We start from the raw sequence: 20747 nt of genomic DNA, 5'->3' as shown, positions 1-20747 counted from the left end.
TGGTCGTTTCAGACATGGATTCAATGGAGACTCCCTATTACTGTGAGCAAGACGGTATTGAATACAGATGTACACCAGAAGAATATAACTCAAAGTACCATAGCCATTGATGCCTTCGTCTCAAGATACCTTTCAGCTGATTTGATCAACTTCAATTCGAATTGATTAACATCAACACACCTCACAACTTAGTTGATATAATCAACCAAATTCTGCTTTGTCGAATTCTAACCCAACTTAACAAGTTACTGGCATGCTTCTGCCAGTGAAACATTGAGAGTATCCATTTGAAGAAATCCCAACCAATACTGGGGAAATCCGGTACGTTATTTTTCCTTGTTATCATCAGTGCCTTTCCACCACTGACGATAGATTTGTACTTGCCTGCTTTGCCACAAATGGTGAATGTGTTTAATACAGATCAGTCGATGGTCAACTTAACGCTTAGTAGCTACTTCATTACATATGCTGTCGGACTACTCTTTTGGGGGCCATTAAGTGAAAAATTTGGCCGTAAGCCTATCTTATTTCTTGGTATCAGCGGGTACATCATCGCCAGCATTTTATGTGCAATGGCGGGGAGTATAGAGCAAATGATCGGTGCGCGGGTACTCCAAGCTTTTGCCGGAAGTGCTATCACAGTCGTCGCGACCGCTATCGTCAAAGATCTGTTTGATGGACGTGAGCGCGAAAAAATCATGGCGACTATCATGTCGTTGGTCATCATTGCACCAATGGTTGCACCGGTTCTTGGCGCATTCCTGTTGAAGGTCGCCTCGTGGCGAATGATGTTCGTGACGTTATCCGTATTTGGTGCATTCGCCTCTGTACTTGCATGCTGCTATAAAGAAACGCTTGAGGCTAAATACGACGGGTCAATCTTGCGCTCTTGGAGCAGGCTTGGCGTAGTATTAAAAAACCCAAGGTTTATTGCCTTACTAACCATTTTTTCCATTGCCCCAATGACACTGATGGCATTTCTGGCGGCAGGTTCATACATTTACATTAACGGTTTTGGGCTTACTGAACAGCAATTTAGCTACGCCTTTGCGTTTAATGCTCTGTGTGCCTCGTTGGGTCCTACGATGTATATGAAGCTCTCCCGCTTGATACCGGTACAGAAAATTATCACCTTGTGCTTCTTCTTCCTCGCTACAGCTGGCGTGTTAACCATTACTATTGGTCATCTGTCACCGATTGTATTCGCCTGTATTGCCGCACCGGCAACCTTAATGGTGATCACGATGCGAGTACCCGGTACCAACTTGATGCTCGATCAACAAGACCAGGATACTGGCTCTGCCGTGGCATTGATTCAGTTTTGCGCCATGATCTGTGGTTCGCTGGGCATGTTCTTAGTGTCCACTCGCCCCGACTCATTAATTGAAAACCTCGGCATCATTCAACTGACTGTCGGTATCATTGGCGGATTCCTGTGGCTGTTAGCAAGAAATCGTCCGTTTGTGACCGATAAACTCCTAAAACAATTATAAGTATTTTTTAAATCAAAAATCGGATATTTACAAAAAACCGACACCTAAGTGTGTCGGTTTTTCATCGACTGAACCTTGCTTGAAAATGATACTTTTGATTATTTTTTATTCGGGATAAGAAAAGTACATAAAGACCAAATTATCAAAATAAGATATAAAACATATATGGCCGGATATACGAGAAATTTTTCCCACCATTCTTCTTTTCTATTTTTATAGCCGAATTGGGAAAGAAAAAAAACCGAACCTACTATTATATGTAAGCAGAGAAAAAGCCATAACCACTTAATAATTAAATTCCTTACTTATCAAAGCTAAAATATATCATGATATGATACCCAACTTCCAATCACTATAATATATAATTTTTAGTAGCAAAAAAAAATAGCAACCCAATTGGGTTGCTATTTTCAACAGTATTCTTAATTAGAATACATTAACAATCATTAATCGCATTACGAACACGCTTGTCCGATACCGGGTAAGGTGTACCCAACTGCTGGGCGAAGTAACTTACTCGAAGTTCTTCGATCATCCAGCGGATCTCCTTCACCTTCTCAGGGATAGGCTGGCCTTTCGGGATCTTATTCAGTAGCTCTTTATAATCAGAGACGACTGATTCGATCTTCAAAATATGCATACGGTCTTTATTCGGGTCGATTGGCAGCTTCTCCATACGGCGCTCAATGGCTCGCATATAACGAAGAATATCAGGCAGCTTTTTCCAACCACATTCCGTCGCAAAGCCTTTAAAAATCAAGCTTTCAATTTGTGCCTTAATGTCAGACAGTGCAAACGCCATAGAAAGATCAACACGGCCCTTCAGCTTCTTGTTGATATTGAATGCTGTGGTTAAGATCTCTTCGACCTGCTTGGCGATATCAACCACCGTATCACCGAGTTCTCCACGTACATGCTCTTTCAACACTTCAAACGCTTCGGGTTGCCAAACAATGCCGCCCTTTTCATCGATCAATTTATCGATACCACAAGCGATACAGTCATCAATCAAGTCCATCACTCGCCCATACGGGTTGAAGTACAGGCCCAGCTTCGACTTGTTCGGCAAGTTAGCATGCAGGTATTTAATCGGTGACGGCACATTCAGCAGTACCAATCGACGCTGGCCTTGCTGCATAGCTGTACGCTGCTCTTCTTCGGTTTCAAACAGTTTGATACCAACGGAGTCTTTGTTATCAACGATTGCTGGGTAAGCTTTTACTTCGAAACCACCGCGTTTTTGCTGGTAACGCTCAGGTAACTGACCAAAGCTCCACGTCTTCAGGCCTTCTTGCTCAATATCATCATCAGCGACTTTCGACAGTGTTTCTTGAACCTTCTCTTTCAAGCCATCTTTGAGGCTGTAAAGATCTTTGCTCTCACGCAGCTTACGATTGCGATGATCCACAACACGATAAGTGATCTTCAGGTGATCCGGCACCTGCTCGAGGTTCCAGTCTTCACGCAATACCGTCACACCAGAAATACGCTTGAGTTCTTTTTCCATCGAATCAAGCAGCGGCATGGCCATTGCCTCAGCACGAGACAAGAACGCATCGGCATAGTTAGGCGCAGGTACAAAGTTACGACGTACCGGTTTTGGTAGCGATTTGATCAGCGACACCACCAGCTCTTGTCGTAGACCTGGGATCTGCCAATCAAAACCATCGGGTTCTACCTGGTTTAGGATCGGCAACGGTACGTGCACTGTTACACCGTCACTGTCTTCACCCGGCTCAAACTGGTAGCTCAACTTAAGTTTCAAGTTACCCTGATGCCAGAAGTTCGGATAATCCAGATCGGTAACATGGCTAGCATCGCCTTTGAACAGCATTTCACGTTCAAAGTTAAGCAGCTCGGCATTTTCACGCGAGGCTTTCTTCCACCAAGAATCGAAATGGCGGCCAGAGACCACTGTATGCTCAATACGCTGATCATAGAAATTGAACAGCTCATCATCGTCGATCAGGATATCGCGGCGACGAGACTTATGCTCAAGCTCTTCGACCTCACGCAACAGCTTACGGTTCTGTTGGTAGAACTTATGCTTGGTGTCCCAGTCCCCTTCCACCAGCGCCGAACGAATAAAGAGTTCTCGTGAGATAACCGGATCAATATTGCCGTAATTCACTTTTCGTTTGGCAACAACTGGAATGCCATAAATTGTGACTTTCTCGAAGGCTGCGACTGACGCTTGCTTCTTCTCCCAGTGAGGTTCACTGTAGCTACGCTTGAGCAAGTGCTCGGCCAAAGGCTCTACCCATTCAGGCTGGATCTTGGCAGCAATTCGGCCCCACAAGCGTGATGTTTCCACCAACTCGGCAACCATTACCCACTTAGGCTGTTTTTTGAAAATGCCAGAGCCTGGGAAAATATTGAATCGAGCATTACGGGCACCTTGGTACTCATTTTTCTCCTGATCTTTTAGACCAATATGAGAAAGCATACCGGCAAGAATTGCGGTGTGAATACCTTGATAGCTTGCTTCTTGCTCATTAATTCGGAACTCAAGCTCTTTGACGACTTGGCTAACTTGGAAGTAGATATCCTGCCACTCACGCACACGCATGTAGTTGAGGTAATCTTTCTTACACTGACGGCGGAACTGATTGCCAGACAGCGCTTTTTGCTGCTCTTGGATATAATCCCACAGGTTAACAAACGTCACGAAGTCTGATTCTTTATCATTGAATCGACGGTGTTTTTCGTCCGATGCCTGCTTCTTATCTGATGGGCGCTCGCGCGGGTCTTGGATAGACAACGCACAGGCAATGATCATCACTTCACGCAATGAACCGTTCTTAGGCGCTTCCAACACCATACGGGCTAAACGAGGGTCAATCGGCAAACGGGCTAACTGGCGACCAATCACAGACAGACGCTTACGCGGATCTTTCGCTTTAGGATTAATCGCACCCAGTTCTTCAAGCAAGCGAATACCGTCTTGGATATTGCGGTTATCCGGCGCTTCTACAAACGGGAAAGCTTGAATATCGCCTAGACCAATCGCGGTCATCTGCAAAATAACTGATGCTAGGTTGGTACGAAGGATTTCTGGATCAGTAAACTCAGGGCGAGACAAGAAGTCTTCTTCCGAGTACAGACGAATACAGATACCTTCTGCTACACGACCACATCGACCTTTACGCTGGTTAGCACTCGCTTGTGAAACCGGCTCGATAGGAAGACGCTGTACTTTAGTTCGGTAGCTATAACGGCTGATACGCGCAGTACCTGGGTCGATAACATATCGGATACCCGGAACCGTCAACGAGGTTTCAGCAACGTTAGTCGACAGTACGATACGGCGGCCAGCATGAGACTGGAACACACGGTTTTGCTCTCCCGCCGACAATCGGGCATAGAGCGGCAATATTTCGGTATCACGCAGATTTCGCTTCTCTAACGCATCGGCAGTATCACGGATTTCACGTTCACCGTTCATGAAGATCAGGATGTCACCTAGCCCTTCATCACAAAGCTCATCAACCGCATCGAAAATCGCTTGAAGCTGATCACGATCGTTATCTTCGCTGTCTTCCGACACTGGGCGGTAGCGTACATCTACCGGATAAGTACGACCTGACACTTCAATGATAGGCGCATTAAAGAAGTGCTTAGAGAAACGCTCAGGGTCAATGGTTGCCGATGTGATAATGACTTTTAAATCAGGGCGTTTTGGCAGCAATTCACGCAAGTAACCCATGATAAAGTCGATATTAAGGCTACGTTCGTGGGCCTCATCGATAATGATGGTGTCATATTGGCTCAAGAAGCGATCGTTCTGGATCTCAGCCAGTAAGATACCGTCAGTCATCAACTTGACTTGGCTGCGATCCGAAACTTTATCGTTAAATCGAACCTTATAACCAACATAAGAGCCAAGTTCACATTGAAGCTCTTCGGCAATACGGCTGGCTACCGAGCGCGCCGCCAAACGGCGTGGCTGTGTATGACCGATCATGCCCTTGGTACCAAGACCTAGCTCCAAACAGATCTTTGGAAGCTGGGTGGTTTTACCTGAGCCGGTTTCACCGGCAACAATCACAACCTGGTTGTTCTTGATAGCTTCGGCAATTTCGTCTTTTTTCTGGCTGACTGGTAACAGTTCTGGATAAGAGATTTTCGGACGCTGGGTAGTACGCATCTGAACGGTTTGCATAGATTTCGCAATATCGAGTGCGATTTCATCAAACACGGCGTGCTTTGCCTGCTCTTTCTTGATTCTGGCCGCACCTTGCACGCGTTTGTGCAAACGAAACTGATCGCGCATCATGCAATCTTTAATCGCGGCTTTAAGTGTTTTTTCGTTGTTTAAAACGTTAGCCTGAGGAGTATTCGACTGAGTCAATGGAATTCCTGATATTTCAGCTGGGTATTTCACAAAATTGCACGAATTCTACCACAAATCTGTTGATTTGCGGCATAGGAGAATCACAGCTCAAAATTGAGAGATTTTGTGTGACATAATTTGCAGCAGAATTATGTCTTCAGGTATTATTTTGTCGCAACTTCATACATAGAGTAAAAATAATGAAAAAAACACTAGTTAGCCTTGCGCTTGCAGCTGTGATGGCATCACCTGCTTTTGCTAACCAACCTGTACAGCTATCTGTTCCTGGCAACAACCTACCTGATGGTAACGTTCACGGTTTCCGCGCATCTCTTCTATATGGACAAACGCCATCGGTAACTGGTTTCCAGCTTCCTATGCTAGGTTTGGCTGAATCTCAAACGTTCAAGGGCCTAAGCTTTGGTATCCTGTTTGGTGCCAACCGTGTTACTGGTGATTCTACAGGTGTTAAATTCGGTCTAGCTAACTGGAACGACAACACAGCAACAGGTGCAGATTTTGGTTTTGCCAACTACACGGGCAGCCAGTTCACTGGCCTTCAGTTTGGTGCGCTTAACTACGCAGGTAGCCTAAACGGTCTTCAGTTTGGTTTCATCAACGCCACAGATCGCATCGAGAAAGGTGTTCAGATTGGTCTAATCAACTACGACAAATCCGGTACCTTTATCAGCAAAGATATCCCAGTATTCCCGATTATTAACGCCCGTTTCTAATCACCAACACTGAAAAATGATTGTAGTCTGGAGCCAAGTCTCCAGACTACTATTTCTATTTCTATTTCTTTTTCTCCAGTATTAGCTGCGCATTCCCCCCGACCCTCTTTGTTGAACAACTGCTGACTAAACATCCAACTAAACAGCACGCAAGGAACTCCAAGCCTATCTAAAGAGTCATATACTTAATAGAAATGAAACCTGAGGCTCAGCATGTTCAAACAATTGCGTACCATTTTCCGCCAAGTCATGAATGAAGGAACGGATGGCGGTACTGTCGACACCCCTACTCTCCACCTTTCCATGGCATGTTTGCTATGCGAAGTATCAAATGCTGATCACAGTGACGACCCGAGAGAAATCCAAGCCAAGCGCCACCAGCTCATATATTTACTAGATATCAGTGAAGAGAATGCCGATGCGCTACTGGATAAAGCGCGAATGCAGAGTAAGTCGTCCGTATCATTATATGACTTCACCAGTAAACTGCGCACCTTAGAGCCCGAGCAACGATATGAACTCATTGAAGCAATGTGGCAGGTTGCCTATGCCGACGGTGTATTGGATCCGATGGAAGAAGCGGTGATCCGCCAAGTGTCCGAGCTTATCTATGTCGACCATTCCGAGTATATTCGAGCGAAATTGGCGGTGCAGAAGAACGCTCAATAAGTTGGCGAACTCGTTTGTAGAATAGTTAAAAAATGCTAAAGCCGTAGTTTTATACTACGGCTTTTACTAGTAGATAAACATTAAGCACAGTGACGGTTAAAAACGCCAATCAAAACCAACGGATACTTTTGTTTCTTCTCCGCGTAAATGACTAACGTTACCCGTTGGGTCGTTCACATCATTCACTTTAATATTCGTATACTTACCTTCAAGGTAAATATTGAACACAGCATCACCCAGTTGCGTACGCATACCCTGTAATAGTACTAAATCAACCATCTGCATATCTACGCCGCCATAACTGGAACCACCAAACGCTTGAAATACGGTATAATGAGTGTCATTCCAAGGCTGAAGGCCATATAGGTTTACCGACGCCACATGTGCGTGGTCGCCACCTAATAAGTGTTTTACATCAGCCCCTTGAAGTCGATAGCTATTACTTCCCATCGAGTACCCGCCAAGCGCACTGTTGCTGGCCTGCTCATTAAACCCATTAGCTATTTCTGCGGTGTCAAAATCTACATATGAGTAGTTAACCGATGGGAAAAATAACGTCGTTCCATTTGTTGCTGTGAGGGGAAGCATATAACCTGCAGTATAGAAATCTACCCCTTCAGTCAGATTCACATCGGCATATACACCGCCAAATCGCTCATCAAAGTTAGCTAGACGGAATCTGAAGTTTTCTGATTGGGTAAAATACTCACCAATCATTATTGTTTGTGTTGTGTAGTCGCCGCCGCCATAGAGATTATTAAATCCACCACCCGCAACGAGCTTTATTTCACCGTTATTATCCGTTGCGATACCACCACGCCACGCAGTATTTCGAGGATCTGCGTCGTGAACTTCATCTGCCGCGACCGTTGTTGCCGAAAGTGCCATTACGGCTGCTAAGCCAACAGAAAGAAGTGTTTTGCTGCTTTTCATTTTTGTGCCTTTAATTTTAATCTTATAATTTTAATTCGTAATTAACAGACACGTCCTTGTGCGAATATTCCCTGGATTTATTGCGTTGTGATTTCTGGCATTTTATATACGCCATCAATAATTTTCTGAGCAGGTTCGTACACACGCATCAGCAGATTCCAGCCTTCTGTCGTGTCGAGACGGTTTGCTATATCACCACATACATCTGTGTTGCCATAGTGCATCGTGAACGTACCGTCTTGATTCATTTGTGCAACTTCACTGTTAATGTTGTTGTTCTCTGAGAACATGTAGCCAGTGTCGTTGTAAACGGTAATAGACCAGAATGCATCGTTCTCAGGCACTTCATAGGTTGCGGTGTAGCACTTATTTGTATCTAGATCAGGTGCTTGAGCGATATAGACCGTTTCAGAGCTAGGGAAGAGCCCCCACGACGTTGCAACGGCCATATTGTGGCCTTCATAACGGTCAACTTCGCCACGCTTACCTTGCCAATCATTTGGATATTGAGTAATCGTTTTTCGCATCTCTTGCTCATAAGAAGAACGAAGTTCTAACATGCCAGCCCAATCCCAATTAGGTAGAACTTTCGGCTCCATACTTCCAGATTCAACTTTTACGCCAGCAAGAATGTCTCGAGCAATTTTAATGTCCGCTTCATCTTGTGCATCGAATAATTGGATGCGAGGAAGTGCAACGATGTAACGTGTATCTGCTTGTTTTTCAAACTCGTGCACCGAGTTTGAGCCCCTGAGGATTTCAATGGTTTTGTGCTCGTTATCCAATAGGTAGACAGTCACATAACGGTTTTCTGGATGTTCAGGAATCGTAATAGTGAAACCTTCAGATGTATCGACAGAAATACCGGCGTACAGAGTATCGCGATTCATACGTGGTACAGGTTGTAGGTCAACCGGCGTTGGCTCAGAAAAAACTAACCCCGTATTCATACCACCCGCATCAAAAAAGCGTTGAATACGTGCATCCATCTCAACTTCAGCAAAGTTTTCAACGGTAACCGGGATAGGTGCGTCGTTGGTTGCAAATGCGCTCGCAGCGCCCAAAGATAGTGCTAGTGTTGTTGCTAATGCGATTGGTGATTGAGTAAGTTTCCACATATTGTGCCCCTTATCGGTAAATTAAATGCCCATTCATGTTTGAGCTAAAGCGTTTCGATGCGTGTAATTTAACCGAGAGAATTGTTTTCTCAAATGGAATCAAGAGACTTTAAAAAAGTCCTCAAATTCATATATGATGAATGAAGAGGATAAACAGGGAGAAGGTAGCAATGAAAGATGAGGATATGTTCAGGCTAGACTTTAACACTCTGAAAATATTGAAAATACTCGGTGAAGAAAATAATACTCATCGAGCTGCTGATAGGCTTAAGATTGGGCAGTCTGCAATTAGTAAGGCTTTAAAGCGCCTGAGAGAGCAGTTTGATGACCCACTTTTCACTCGCACGCTACACGGCCTAGAACCGACCCCAAAATGTGAGCTGATTCTGTATAAACTCCCTCAAATATTGGGAGAAATAGGCGAATTATTCCAAGACAGCAATACCTTTGAGCCAGAGCATTATGAGGGCTCAATTAAGATCCACATTAACGCTTCACTGTGCCACCCTCTCACCAGTATTCTTATCGAACGTCTTCACCTATATGCGCCTAAGGCGATGCTTCAATTAGAAGATTGGTCATACGATACCGAGCAGCAATTAAAAGTTGGTCAAGTAGATTTAGGTATCAATTATCACCCCTTAGACGTTTCTCCTGAAATTTTTCAACAACCCATCTGTTATCAAAAATTTAAGTTATGCTGCGCGAAAGATAGCCCATTGGCTCAAATTGATAAAATTTCCCTCGAAGACATTGCAAATAGCCCTTTGATACTGGCAATCATGCCTGACTACGAAGTAAAACAGAGCGAGGCCGAAACCTATTTGAAACGTAGGGGCTACCAACCCAATGTAGTACTTCGAACAGACAGGTTAGATATTTGTAGTAAGGTGCTTAAAAGTACTCATGCCCTAATGCCTGTCAGTGAGGTGGTTGCTCCAATCATGGATGAGGAAGGGTTAATATTGCTTGATATTGACCACCTGGATGGTGTTCCACACTATCCGATCGCATACTTTATCCATGATAGGGTCAAAGACTCAGCCTATTCAAAATGGTTAATAGAAATCACAACCCAGATTTTGAGCGAGCTTACAGCAATGTACCAAAACCCGAAATTTCAATATGCCTACCCTCGTTTGTCTAAAGATAGCTTTAAGTGAGGCGAGTACGTGAAAGATGAAGAATTATTCAACCTTGACTTCAATAGCTTGAAAGTACTCAAGGTGCTTGGTGAAGAAGAAAATACAAAACGCGCAGCTGAGCGCTTATATGTCACCCAATCAGCAGTCAGTAAAGCGCTATCTCGGCTGAGGGAGCAATTTGATGATGACTTGTTTACTCGAGGGAGAGATGGTTTAGAGCCGACGGAGAAATGCGCTCGATTGCTAAATAAATTACCAAGCATAATGACCGGTTTGGACGAACTTTACGGCGAGATTAATCAATTTTCCCCAGCAAATTATGAAGGGACTATCCGGATACACATCAATTCAATACTCTGCTACGGCACAATGACTAAGCTCTTTGAGACTTTGCATCGTCTTGCCCCAAAAGCAACCATTGTTCTCGAAAATTGGTCGGCAGGAACGGAGTTCAGTTTGCGAAAGGGATCTGTCGATGTTGGCCTCAATTTTTATCCCCTTGAGGTAGCAAAAGACATTAGTCAAATTCCGATTTGTTATCCCGAATTTAAGATTTGCTGCCATGAAGATAGTCCACTAGCGAAAGCTAAATCCATCACAGTTGAAGACGCCGCCAAATACCCTCTCGTGTTAGCTATACAGCCACACTTTGTCCAAAAAGAGAGCTATGTCGTTAATTACTTCAAAAAAAGAGGCTATAGCCCGAATATCTTATTGAGATCGGATAAGGTAGATATTTGTTTAGAAACGATACGCAAAATCCCCAGCTTCATGGCGGTTAGTGAAGTTGTTAAATCGCAGTTGTTTGAGGAGTTAACCCTAATTGATATCAATCACTGGGAAGAAATAAATCATCGTCCTATCGCTTGCTATATGTCATATAAGTTCCGCTCTACGCCTTTTTCAAAGTGGCTAGTACATACAATACAAGAAGCGATTGAAGAGCTTTATTAAAATCACAGAAGCCTTCCATATTGATATAGAAGGCATTGGTAACTCAGCGCTCAGGTTACTTTAATGCTATATCTGTAAGGTTTGCTGCCATCAAGCCTGTTATGCGCTTGAACTCTTTCAGCTCTTCAGGCGAAACCCCTTTCATCATTTTCTCATTCATCTTGCCATCAATAATGGCTAATTGAGCCAAAATCTTTTCTCCCTCGCGAGTAACCAACAAACGTTGGCTTCGTTTATCTTCTGGATTTGGCACTTTCTCGATCATGCTCTGTTTAATCAGTTCATTGAGCAAGCGGGTCACCTGAGCTTTGTCGCGGTTCATGAACTGAGCAATACCAATAGCAGTACATGTTTGTTTTCTTTTGATAATTTTAAGTACTCGTAGATGCATTGGCGTAATGCTCAAATCCAACTGTTCAATATGTTCATGCATGTGGCGCTTTAGCATATGGACTAATTGAAACAGGCTTTCTAGTGACTTTGACTCTGACATCTTGACTCCCTTGAATAAAATTAAGTTGACATTATCAACTAAAGCACTATAGTTGACATTATCAACTTAATTGAGCGCAAATTCAAGACCGGAGAATATTATGAAACAACCACACAACTACCGTATTACGATCGAACGTACCAATGAAGGTAATGAGCAAGCTATGCAGTTTGAGATCCAGGACCGCGAAGATATGTTTGCCATTGTTGAAGCAATTAAACAAGGCAGTGGTTTGAACGAAAACAATTCAACTCGCCTTGGTGTGGCCTTGCGCCTTCTGGGCCCAGTGATGATGCAAGATCGCAAACATCCTTTGTTTGTAGACTTCTTCCCGCACTTTAAAACGTTTATAAACAACCTAAAAAGCAAATTGAGAAATAAAAGCTAAGCAATACTATTTAGCTTATCACTCCCTACTGTGGAATCACTGTCACTTGGCAGCTAACACTTCCCGTGCAATCTCAATCATCACCAACATCGATAATTATCAAGCCGACTGGCCGTTGGCTAATAAGGCGTGGTTTGCTGTTATTCATGATTTCCTTACCGATATTTGCCATAGTAAACATATGAAAACTCTCGCGCTTTAATTTACGGCTTTTATTGCTAATGGGTAATAACAATGATCGATTGGAACTTAATCACGCCATTTTTGAAAATATACGAGCTCAATAGCATTACCAAAGCCGCTCAAGCACTGGATGTTTCCCAGCCAGCAATGAGCTTGGCGATTAAGCGCTTAGAAGAGAGCTTAAACCGCCAACTGTTTATCAGGCATGGACGGAGAATAGAACCGACGCAAGATGCTCATGAGCTCGCATCACATTTTTCCAAAATGGCAGAGCACTACCAACGAGCGCTTGATTTCGACAGGCCCTTAGTGGTCTATGTACACGAAAGCTTGATGATGCAGATGCCGATAATGGAAGATGTCCACATGATAGAGAGTCCTGCATCACAAGAACGGATACTTGAAGATATACGTCAGCAGAAAGTAGACATGGTGATAGATTTCGTCAACTCAACTGAATCGAGCTTTACCTCTGAGCACATAGTGAGCGATAGAATCATGTTAGCCTGTGACAAGAACAGCTCTATAGGCGATAAAATCTCACTCGAGGAATACCTATCCCGCACACATATTGTATTAAAGCTCAGGAGAAATAATGTTTACGCCATTGAAGCGTTCTCCGGTAAGAGCTTGGAACGAAAAGTAGTGAGAACCGTTACCAGCCCTTCGAATATGTTGCTGTCTATCATAGGTACAGAGTCTGTCTGCGCAGCATTAGAGTCGATGAAGCCACTCGCCAGTAAGCTAGGATTGAAAATGATAGAACTGCCATTCGAGGTAGATAAGCTCAACTACAACATGCTCTACCATAAGCGAATGTCAGGTAGCAACCGTCATATTCAACTTAGAAATACACTAAAATCAATCCTTACCCAACCCCGCTAGAGCAATCAGCAGGATAGCTGTCTCTCCTTTCAGCTTCATTGGTTTTTACATAAGCAATGCTTATGTGAAGCATATCAACTGCCTAATTTTTAATCACCCTTATTGTCGCTATGATACCGCCATATCAACGACACAAGTGGGATAGACAGATGAAAAAGACATTCCTGGCACTTACAATCGCAAGCATCACCTCTTTTGGTACATGGGCAAACGATAAGCAGTTGGCTGTTTCGGAGCATGGCTTTTCTTTTGGCGAAGGCCAACGTGTCCAGCTTATACATACTACAGGTGAAAACCGCGCCTTTGCTGGCACACCTGAAGGTCAATCTGATGTACGTATCCATAAAGACCTTCGTAATCTTGGCGCATCACAAGGCGAAGCCGTACTTAAGATTGACGACAATGTATATAAAATTTTTGGTTACGGCCTAACATCACCGGTTGTCTTTGTCGGTGAAACCGGTCTCGTCGTTATGGATCCAGGGGAGTCAACCGAACACGGTGCAGAAACCGAAAAGGTTTTCCGGGATGTCACCGGCATTGATTTACCCGTCACCGGCATCATCTACTCACACAATCACTTTGATCATCTTGCGGGAGTCAAAGGCTGGGTAACACCTGAAGATGTCGCTGCAGGAAAAGTGGAAATCTACGCACACTCTACTCTTACTGCTGCCGTTGCTAACTGGGCTTCAAACGTGGGTACGATCCTTGGCCACCGCACCACCTACACTGCCGCGACATATGCTGGCACTGGCGCCGGTGTTCATGGCTCGGTGACCGATGGTCTGGGCCCACAGGTTCAACTTGGTGAAGTCGGCTTTATTCCACCAACGGTTGAATTTGATGATGTTATTAAAGTCAGCAACGGTGGCTTAGACTTTGAGCTTCACTATGTGCCTTCAGAAACTGATGATGAAATCGTCATGTGGCTACCAGATCAGAAAATATTGCATGCCGCCGAAGTGCTGCAAGGCGAGAACTTCCCGAATTTGCATACTATCCGCGGCACCAAAGCTCGTGATGCAGAGGTGTGGTACAAGGGCATCGACTATATGCGCAACACCTTCCACGATGTTGAAATCATGCTTGTGGCCCATGGTCGCCCGGTTGAAGGTAACTGGGAAGTCATGGATGTTCTTACCGCCTATCGCGATGGCATTCAGTTCGTCCATGACCAGTCTGTACGGGCAATAAACGATGGTTTGACACCTTTTGAAATGATCGAAGTCGTCAAACTACCAGAGCACCTTGAAACTCACCCTTGGCTATTACAGCGCTATGGTACGGTTTCTCACGCCGTGCAGCAGCAATTTAGTAACTATATTGGCTTTTTCCATGGTGATCCTTGGCAACTAGAACCAATGGCACACGCCCAGCGCGCCGAGGAATATGTCAGGATGATGGGTGGCCGGGACAATATCGTCAATGCAGCCAGATCCTATATCAAGAACGGTGATTTTACGTACGCAGCAGAAATACTGACCTACCCTATCCGAGTTGATAACGACGATACCGAAGCCCGTGAATTAAAAGCGCAGGCTTACACCGAGTGGGGATACAAGCAAAGCAATATCAATTGGCGAAATTGGGCAATGACTGCCGCTGGTGAGCTTCGCGGCGATTTAGACTACCACCAGAAAATTGATTTCACGTCTACCGATGTCCTGAAGAACCTACCCACTGAAATGGTAATGGATATGATGACCGTTAAGCTCAAAGCGGAAGATACCATTGGAGTGAATTATGTGGTGAATATCCACTTTACCGACATTGAGCAGGCATACAGCTTTGAGATTCGCAATGGCATTGTGGAAGTTCAGCACTTCAGCAAACCTGAGCCGAAACTAGAAATAAAGATGACTCGAAGCTTACTTGAAGATCTTCTCGCCGGCGGCGGAGATGCAGCCATGGCCAAGGCCGCAAAGGCTGGAGAGTTTGGCTTAACGACAGGAACGGCGGAAGACATGGCTAACTTTATTGCTAAGTTTGAAGAACCGAAAGACGGCTCTGAAATCCCAATGATTGTTCGCTAATCAATAACATTCGCCGTCATTGTAACTGCTAACCAGGATTGTCCATCAATAATACAGAGGTGAGGGCTAGCAATAGCCCTCTTAACCAATATGAAAAATCTTATTATTTTATTCGGTCTGCTAGCTAGCCTGCTATTTACGAGTAATGTCTTTGCTTGTGCTGCTGAAGAAGGACTTTCACTGGGTATCACCCGAGATGCTATGACATTGGCATCCATCCTTGACGGAACATATGAAGAGAAAGAAGAAGCATGGATAAATGCTAATGGTGAATTTTGTCACTACCACGGCGATGAAGTCGCTTGTCACCCATTCAAAGATTTACGAGCGTCATAGCCAAATGAAAATACGGCATGTTTCGATACTCGAAACATGCCGCTTGCCATCAAGGTCGCTATACACTACTTAATCGTTGCTTCCAAAAGGTTTGCAGCTGACCGTGCCCAACCATCCAGCACAGGTCGTACATTTTCAAGCTTCACTTGCTCACTGGTATTCCCTACAGGTTCACCAAATCCTTTCCTTACCGCAGCCGCCAAACGTTCCCCTGATTGACTATCCGTGAGCTCGGCTTCTAAAAAAAGTTCTACCATTTGGTCTCTAGTTCCAGCTGCAGTTGAAACGCTCGCTACAGCAAGGGCAATGGGTATATATTCGTAAGCCGCTAAATCTTCCGCTTTGGTTCTAACCCCCGTTATCGCTCCGCGAAGACGAACCACATCGCTACCGGGCTGAGTGACTATCTCATAGTTTTTACCCACTTCTCTCTCAACCGCTTTATCTAAATAAGCCAGCATACTTTTGAGCACCTCTGAACGCAGCTGCGGCCCAGGCTGAGGTGCAGGGTATATAACAACAGGATCGAGCATAACCTTCGTATATTGCCGGCTTGTTAATACTGGACTCATCCATTTAAGTACCACTGTTTGGTCGTCAACACTCGAGCCTTTAGTCAACTGTGAATAATCACTAAGAAAACCTGAGAACTCTTCGTCCTTGGCTGTTTCCGAGGTAGTACAGCCTGTGAGTCCTAAACTACAAATAGCGAAGAACCATAAAACTGAATAGGTAAATGTAGAGCGAGTGCTTCTTTTGAGGTTGTTCATCATCCCTCTCCACGAGAAAATAACCATAAAGATAATGGTTGATTAACCTCCAACTTTCCAAGTTTTCGAGAAAGATGATACGACGAATAACTACCAACTAGGTGGGATAACGTTCATTAAATCGCTCGCTACCTGATATCAATGGTCCGGCTGGCTTTACGGTATTGTACCTTCCAGCCCTGCCAACGAGGGAGTTCCCACCGTTTAGGATCGGCCTTACGGTTACCGCTTTCATGGACGGCCAATACCAGTTTTCGTGCTATATGATATTCAATCCGCATGATGAGATCGGTCAGCGAAACCTTGTAAGGATAGGCTTGATCAAAGTCCGCTCTCTCCCACTCCGGGATCCCGTCAAAGATAAAATCATCAATGGTGAACAGTTCAAAGTCGTCTGCTGACTCAACCCCTAGCGCTTCTATCTGCTCGCTAAGCCATTGGCGAACGTCGACAGGCTGGGCTGAACGGGTACACACATCAGCTTGGTATTTACCCAGAGCCAAATACAGATTCCATTGATGGATATCCGCGGTGATTTTTCCGCTTAAACCAAGCAAAATTGAACCGGCTAAAATCATATCGACAAAAGTATCGTGAGCAGAAGCCCCCTCCGGTGCCACCCAATCAGATTTAATCACACGTCCAGCATAAACCCGCTGCTTTTCAACCAAACAACCCGTCTCCGACACCCGCGTTTCGCCGAAGATCTCTTCCCCCATATCGAGCTGGTTCATTAAATCGACATTGATCGGTGCCATACAGGTTGCCAACACCAAGTTTTGTTTTACCCCTTTACCCGGCAAAGCGAACTGGTCAAACACAATCGCAGCTTCTGCATTGTCAGGGAACCGACTATCACGACCTGTACTTACTTCACTATAACCATTACCCAATGCCTGTCGCCTTTTCTGTCGCCGGACAAAAACCAGCTCAGGAACTGCTTTCATAACTTCAATCAACCAAGCATCCCTTTTTACGGATGACGCCACTTCAAGCGCTGGCAGCCCAAGGGCCTCACGCACCTGATCGGATAGCATTCTTGCTTCAGCCAGCACATCTTTATCAAAGCTTAACCATTCCGGCTCACTACCGCGCAACAGCTTGATAAGCGCCATCGCATCACAGTGCTTAGTCTCCCATTGAGCCAGCTTTTCACGGGCTTCTTCACCCGACGGCATCTGCCAAATCCGCTGATACACACTTAACGAGGCGGCGAGATCGACCATGGCTTCACGGCTAGATTTATCAGGCATGGCCGTGATCAAATGGGCAAACAAGGTATCAATTGGCAATGGGTACAAGATCTGACCGTGTTCGGTCGCCTTGCCTTCCTTATCAATGGCTTGCATTTGGATAAGTTTTTCCTTGGCAAGTAGCAAAGACTTTTCAGGAACCGTATCAACAAAATCCAGCGTATCTATCGGGTAACCACAACAAGCCGCAGCAAGCATGGGTTCAACAAGTTCTTCACGGTGCATTTCTGGAGGTGTGATACATTCAAGCGGTGCCGCCTTGCCATATAACCTAACGCACGTACCGTCAGTCACACGCCCTGCCCGCCCTTTACGCTGCTCGGCACTGGCCTTGGAAATAGCATGCAATCCAAGCACCGTTCGCCCGTTGCGCTGGTGAGTTCGGCGCTCTAAACCGGTATCAATAATCAGGGTCACGCCGGGGATAGTCAGGGAGGTCTCCGCCACATTGGTAGCCAGTATAATCCGCTGTTTATCACTTTCGGTCAGGGCACGGTGTCTCTCATCATCACTCACTGATGCATGCAAAGGAATGATGTCTAGCATACCCAGTTCAATCTGATCCCTTAACACCTGCTTCAGCGTCGATAAACATTGAGCGATTTCTTTTCTGCCCGGCAAGAACACCAAGATATCTTGATGAGATTCGTAGCGGGCAACCAGAGCCTCTCTGACTTTGTTTTCAACATGGCGAATATCCGGCATGTTGCGGCTATCTGAAGCAATATGCTCGACTGAAACTTGGAAGTTGCGTCCTTCCGCCCGCAGGCATCTCCCTTGAAGGTAAGTCGCCAGCCGTTCGCTGTCCAAGGTAGCCGAGGTCACAACCAACCTGTGATTGCCTTTCTGCTTAAGCATCGCCAACAGCAAATCGGTGTCCCAGCGCCTTTCGTGGAATTCATCAATGATAATGGTGGTAAAGCTTGCCAACCCATCTTCATTCAGCCAACGCAAAGCGACCCCTGGGGTGACAAACACAACCTGAGTGTCATCTGAAAAGAAATTCTCAAACCGGATGGCGTAACCAACCGACTCACCTATTTTCTCACCCCTTTCACTGGCAATAAATTCAGCCAAGGAGCGGCAGGCGACTCTTCGGGGTTCGACCACCAAAACACGGCCGCACTTTGCAGCCCAAATAGGGAGTCGAGTCGATTTACCCGAGCCGGTTTCTGCCGAAACGACAAGGTGGGACTGTTCAAGGGAGGCAAGGAACTCGGCTTTGAGCGAGTCAATAGGCAATGAGATAGTCATGACAGGTTTTATTTCAACAACATGAATCGTATTGTGACAAGAATTACTGACTATGTCATGGTAAGCAATTCAAATTCTACCCTGCTTAGCCGAGGAATTAAGCCAAATTATTCGCCAACTCCAAACACAGTTTCCGAAGCGACTCCACATCTTCGGTCTTCATACTGGATTTTGCCTCTAACTGTGCTTTTAGATCTTTGGCTTTATCACGCAGAGCTAGGCCTTCACGGGTCAGTGAAATGACTTTTTTTCTCTCATCCTCAACAGAAACTTTTCTAGTCAACAACTGCTTAGCCTCAAGACGTTTAACAATCGGCGTTAGCGTTCCTGAATCTAAACGAGCGCTCATTGAAAGCTCTTTCAGACTCACTCCATCGCTGTACCACAGCGACTGCATCACAATGTATTGCGGATAGGTTAAATCAAATTCATCGAGCAATGGACGGTAGGCCCTAACCAGCGCGTTCGAGGCGGTATACAAGGCAAAACACACATTGTCAGAAAGCTTCTGGGCCATACTAAGATCCAAGTTAATTTATCTGTAATTTCTATTTGCTTGTGATGATAACAGAAACACTGAGGAACGAAATACATTGCGCGCAAATTATTTTACCACAAAGCTATTGCATGTTACCGGCTCTATCAGTAAGTTAATAGGCAAATAGTTTGCGCACAAATATTTATCGCAATAACTAACACGATAACCATCAAACAAGTTAAACCGTATCAAACTGAACTGATAAGGATTGAGAATGAACAGCCAACAGATCCATCTTGCATCCCGCCCAGAAGGCACTCCAACCGCTGACAATTTTGAACTAGTAACCCTCCCCCACCAGGAACTTAAAGCCGGTGACGTGCTGGTAAAAAACACCTGGATGTCAGTCGACCCTTATATGCGAGGCCGGATGATTGACCGCAAAAGCTATGTGCCGCCATTTCAGATTGGTGAAGCACTCGAAGGTGGTGCAATTGGTGAAGTGACCGAGTCCAACAACCCTGACTTCCCAGTTGGCTGCAAGGTAAGCAGCATGCTTGGTTGGCGCACCCACTTTATCAGCAATGGCGAAGGGTTAACGCGTCTGCCTGAAAGTCCCCTGCCAGACCAGAGCTTTCTTGGCATCATGGGGATGCCAGGCATGACAGCTTGGACCGGTTTATTCCGCATCGCAGAGCTAAAGCCAACAGATACGGTGTTTATTTCGGCTGCATCTGGCGCTGTGGGGAGCATTGCCTGCCAGATTGCAAAAATGCATGGCTGTACGGTGATCGGCTCGGTCGGTTCGCAAGAGAAAGCCGATTACCTGCTTTCAATGGGTGTCGATGCAGTGATCAACTACAAAGAAGCAACCAACTTGACTCAAGCCCTAGCAGAAGCTTCTCCGCAAGGTATTGATGTTTATTTTGAAAATGTTGGTGGAGAGCACTTGGAAGCCGCCCTTAACAATATGAATGACTACGGTCGCATTGCGGTATGCGGTTTGATTTCTCAGTACAATACAACGGAGCCACAGCCCGGCCCTAGTAACATGGCGATGCTTATCATCAAAAAGCTAAAAATGCAGGGCTTCATTGTCTTTGATCACTGGGCACACTACGGCGAATTTGCCAAGCAGATGAGCCAGTGGATCACCGAAGGCAAAATTAAATGGGAAGAAACCGTGTTCGAGGGTATCGCACAAGCCCCCAATGCGTTCATTGGCCTATTCGAAGGCAAGAACAAGGGTAAGATGCTGGTTAAACTATAAAGCATAAGCTTCAGCCTCCCCT

At 45.2% G+C, this 20747-nt stretch carries 17 protein-coding genes; 10 read left to right on the top strand and 7 right to left on the bottom strand.

The genetic code is table 11. The features are described 5' to 3' along the window. Window positions 1-287 precede the first annotated feature (287 nt). Entirely contained in the window at window positions 288-1493 is a 1206-nt protein-coding gene (locus L4D79_RS14685; protein ID WP_428652301.1) for a multidrug effflux MFS transporter, read from the top strand. A 436-nt stretch (window positions 1494-1929) separates the two neighbouring features. On the opposite strand, the gene hrpA is transcribed toward L4D79_RS14685, so the two are convergent. Beyond that, on the bottom strand, window positions 1930-5844 hold the full coding sequence (gene hrpA, locus L4D79_RS14680) for an ATP-dependent RNA helicase HrpA (RefSeq protein ID WP_428652300.1): 3915 nt from the start codon (window positions 5842-5844) through the stop codon (window positions 1930-1932). Between the two features lie 182 nt (window positions 5845-6026). On the opposite strand from hrpA, the gene L4D79_RS14675 reads away from it, so the two are divergent. Beyond that, window positions 6027-6560 carry an LA_2272 family surface repeat-containing protein gene (locus L4D79_RS14675; RefSeq protein ID WP_107348084.1) on the top strand — a complete coding sequence of 178 codons (534 nt, stop codon included), beginning with the start codon at window positions 6027-6029 and terminating at the stop codon, window positions 6558-6560. A 213-nt stretch (window positions 6561-6773) separates the two neighbouring features. Beyond that, window positions 6774-7229 (top strand): tellurite resistance TerB family protein, encoded by a 456-nt coding sequence (locus L4D79_RS14670; RefSeq protein ID WP_428652299.1) that lies wholly within the window; start codon window positions 6774-6776, stop codon window positions 7227-7229. A gap of 96 nt (window positions 7230-7325) precedes the next feature. On the opposite strand, the gene L4D79_RS14665 is transcribed toward L4D79_RS14670, so the two are convergent. Then, window positions 7326-8162 (bottom strand): hypothetical protein, encoded by an 837-nt coding sequence (locus L4D79_RS14665; RefSeq protein WP_428652298.1) that lies wholly within the window; start codon window positions 8160-8162, stop codon window positions 7326-7328. A 77-nt stretch (window positions 8163-8239) separates the two neighbouring features. Then, the gene (locus L4D79_RS14660) at window positions 8240-9280 is read right to left on the bottom strand and encodes a DUF1214 domain-containing protein (RefSeq protein ID WP_107348087.1); all 1041 of its coding nucleotides are present in this window, start codon (window positions 9278-9280) and stop codon (window positions 8240-8242) included. 170 nt (window positions 9281-9450) lie between these two features. On the opposite strand from L4D79_RS14660, the gene L4D79_RS14655 reads away from it, so the two are divergent. Together L4D79_RS14655 and L4D79_RS14650 are read left to right on the top strand one after the other, a co-directional pair. Continuing rightward, on the top strand, window positions 9451-10443 hold the full coding sequence (locus tag L4D79_RS14655) for a LysR family transcriptional regulator (RefSeq protein WP_428652297.1): 993 nt from the start codon (window positions 9451-9453) through the stop codon (window positions 10441-10443). Between the two features lie 9 nt (window positions 10444-10452). Further along, window positions 10453-11379 (top strand): LysR family transcriptional regulator, encoded by a 927-nt coding sequence (locus L4D79_RS14650; RefSeq protein ID WP_428652296.1) that lies wholly within the window; start codon window positions 10453-10455, stop codon window positions 11377-11379. Window positions 11380-11434: 55 nt separating this feature from the next. Here the strand turns inward: L4D79_RS14650 and L4D79_RS14645 are convergent, their stop codons facing one another. Further along, the gene (locus tag L4D79_RS14645) at window positions 11435-11872 is read right to left on the bottom strand and encodes a MarR family winged helix-turn-helix transcriptional regulator (RefSeq protein ID WP_428652295.1); all 438 of its coding nucleotides are present in this window, start codon (window positions 11870-11872) and stop codon (window positions 11435-11437) included. A gap of 100 nt (window positions 11873-11972) precedes the next feature. Between L4D79_RS14645 and L4D79_RS14640 the strand changes: the two genes are divergently transcribed. From L4D79_RS14640 to L4D79_RS14625, 4 genes are all read left to right on the top strand, one after another. Beyond that, window positions 11973-12260 (top strand): DUF3861 domain-containing protein, encoded by a 288-nt coding sequence (locus L4D79_RS14640; protein WP_428652294.1) that lies wholly within the window; start codon window positions 11973-11975, stop codon window positions 12258-12260. A gap of 234 nt (window positions 12261-12494) precedes the next feature. After that, entirely contained in the window at window positions 12495-13328 is an 834-nt protein-coding gene (locus L4D79_RS14635) for a LysR family transcriptional regulator (protein WP_428652293.1), read from the top strand. Between the two features lie 149 nt (window positions 13329-13477). Continuing rightward, window positions 13478-15364, top strand: coding sequence for an alkyl sulfatase dimerization domain-containing protein (locus tag L4D79_RS14630; RefSeq protein ID WP_428652292.1), 1887 nt, complete (start codon window positions 13478-13480; stop codon window positions 15362-15364). A gap of 90 nt (window positions 15365-15454) precedes the next feature. Continuing rightward, complete coding sequence (locus L4D79_RS14625; RefSeq protein WP_428652291.1) at window positions 15455-15700, top strand: hypothetical protein; 246 nt, start codon at window positions 15455-15457, stop codon at window positions 15698-15700. A 65-nt stretch (window positions 15701-15765) separates the two neighbouring features. Here the strand turns inward: L4D79_RS14625 and L4D79_RS14620 are convergent, their stop codons facing one another. The 3 genes from L4D79_RS14620 to L4D79_RS14610 form a co-directional block, all read right to left on the bottom strand. Beyond that, window positions 15766-16473 (bottom strand): DUF3313 domain-containing protein, encoded by a 708-nt coding sequence (locus L4D79_RS14620; RefSeq protein WP_428652290.1) that lies wholly within the window; start codon window positions 16471-16473, stop codon window positions 15766-15768. Window positions 16474-16598: 125 nt separating this feature from the next. After that, window positions 16599-18977, bottom strand: a complete 2379-nt coding sequence (locus L4D79_RS14615; protein ID WP_428652289.1) for a helicase-related protein — start codon at window positions 18975-18977, stop codon at window positions 16599-16601. Window positions 18978-19074: 97 nt separating this feature from the next. Next, complete coding sequence (locus L4D79_RS14610) at window positions 19075-19494, bottom strand: MarR family winged helix-turn-helix transcriptional regulator (RefSeq protein WP_428652288.1); 420 nt, start codon at window positions 19492-19494, stop codon at window positions 19075-19077. Window positions 19495-19729: 235 nt separating this feature from the next. Between L4D79_RS14610 and L4D79_RS14605 the strand changes: the two genes are divergently transcribed. Next, the gene (locus tag L4D79_RS14605) at window positions 19730-20725 is read left to right on the top strand and encodes an NADP-dependent oxidoreductase (RefSeq protein ID WP_428652287.1); all 996 of its coding nucleotides are present in this window, start codon (window positions 19730-19732) and stop codon (window positions 20723-20725) included. The last annotated feature ends 22 nt before the right edge of the window (window positions 20726-20747 follow it).

The organism is Photobacterium satsumensis (genome assembly GCF_050336935.1).
Taxonomy (GTDB): domain Bacteria; phylum Pseudomonadota; class Gammaproteobacteria; order Enterobacterales; family Vibrionaceae; genus Photobacterium; species Photobacterium satsumensis.
The sequence above is the reverse complement of the archived record's forward strand: the minus strand, read 5'-3'. Positions and strand labels throughout refer to the sequence as shown.

Coding starts and splice junctions, on each gene's coding strand:
- L4D79_RS14675 (WP_107348084.1), top strand. CDS start 6,027: ATGAAAAAAACACTAGTTAGCCTTGCGCTTGCAGCTGTGATGGCATCA.
- L4D79_RS14670 (WP_428652299.1), top strand. CDS start 6,774: ATGTTCAAACAATTGCGTACCATTTTCCGCCAAGTCATGAATGAAGGA.
- L4D79_RS14665 (WP_428652298.1), bottom strand. CDS start 8,162: ATGAAAAGCAGCAAAACACTTCTTTCTGTTGGCTTAGCAGCCGTAATG.
- L4D79_RS14660 (WP_107348087.1), bottom strand. CDS start 9,280: ATGTGGAAACTTACTCAATCACCAATCGCATTAGCAACAACACTAGCA.
- L4D79_RS14655 (WP_428652297.1), top strand. CDS start 9,451: ATGAAAGATGAGGATATGTTCAGGCTAGACTTTAACACTCTGAAAATA.
- L4D79_RS14645 (WP_428652295.1), bottom strand. CDS start 11,872: ATGTCAGAGTCAAAGTCACTAGAAAGCCTGTTTCAATTAGTCCATATG.
- L4D79_RS14640 (WP_428652294.1), top strand. CDS start 11,973: ATGAAACAACCACACAACTACCGTATTACGATCGAACGTACCAATGAA.
- L4D79_RS14635 (WP_428652293.1), top strand. CDS start 12,495: ATGATCGATTGGAACTTAATCACGCCATTTTTGAAAATATACGAGCTC.
- L4D79_RS14630 (WP_428652292.1), top strand. CDS start 13,478: ATGAAAAAGACATTCCTGGCACTTACAATCGCAAGCATCACCTCTTTT.
- L4D79_RS14625 (WP_428652291.1), top strand. CDS start 15,455: ATGAAAAATCTTATTATTTTATTCGGTCTGCTAGCTAGCCTGCTATTT.
- L4D79_RS14620 (WP_428652290.1), bottom strand. CDS start 16,473: ATGATGAACAACCTCAAAAGAAGCACTCGCTCTACATTTACCTATTCA.
- L4D79_RS14615 (WP_428652289.1), bottom strand. CDS start 18,977: ATGACTATCTCATTGCCTATTGACTCGCTCAAAGCCGAGTTCCTTGCC.
- L4D79_RS14610 (WP_428652288.1), bottom strand. CDS start 19,494: ATGGCCCAGAAGCTTTCTGACAATGTGTGTTTTGCCTTGTATACCGCC.
- L4D79_RS14605 (WP_428652287.1), top strand. CDS start 19,730: ATGAACAGCCAACAGATCCATCTTGCATCCCGCCCAGAAGGCACTCCA.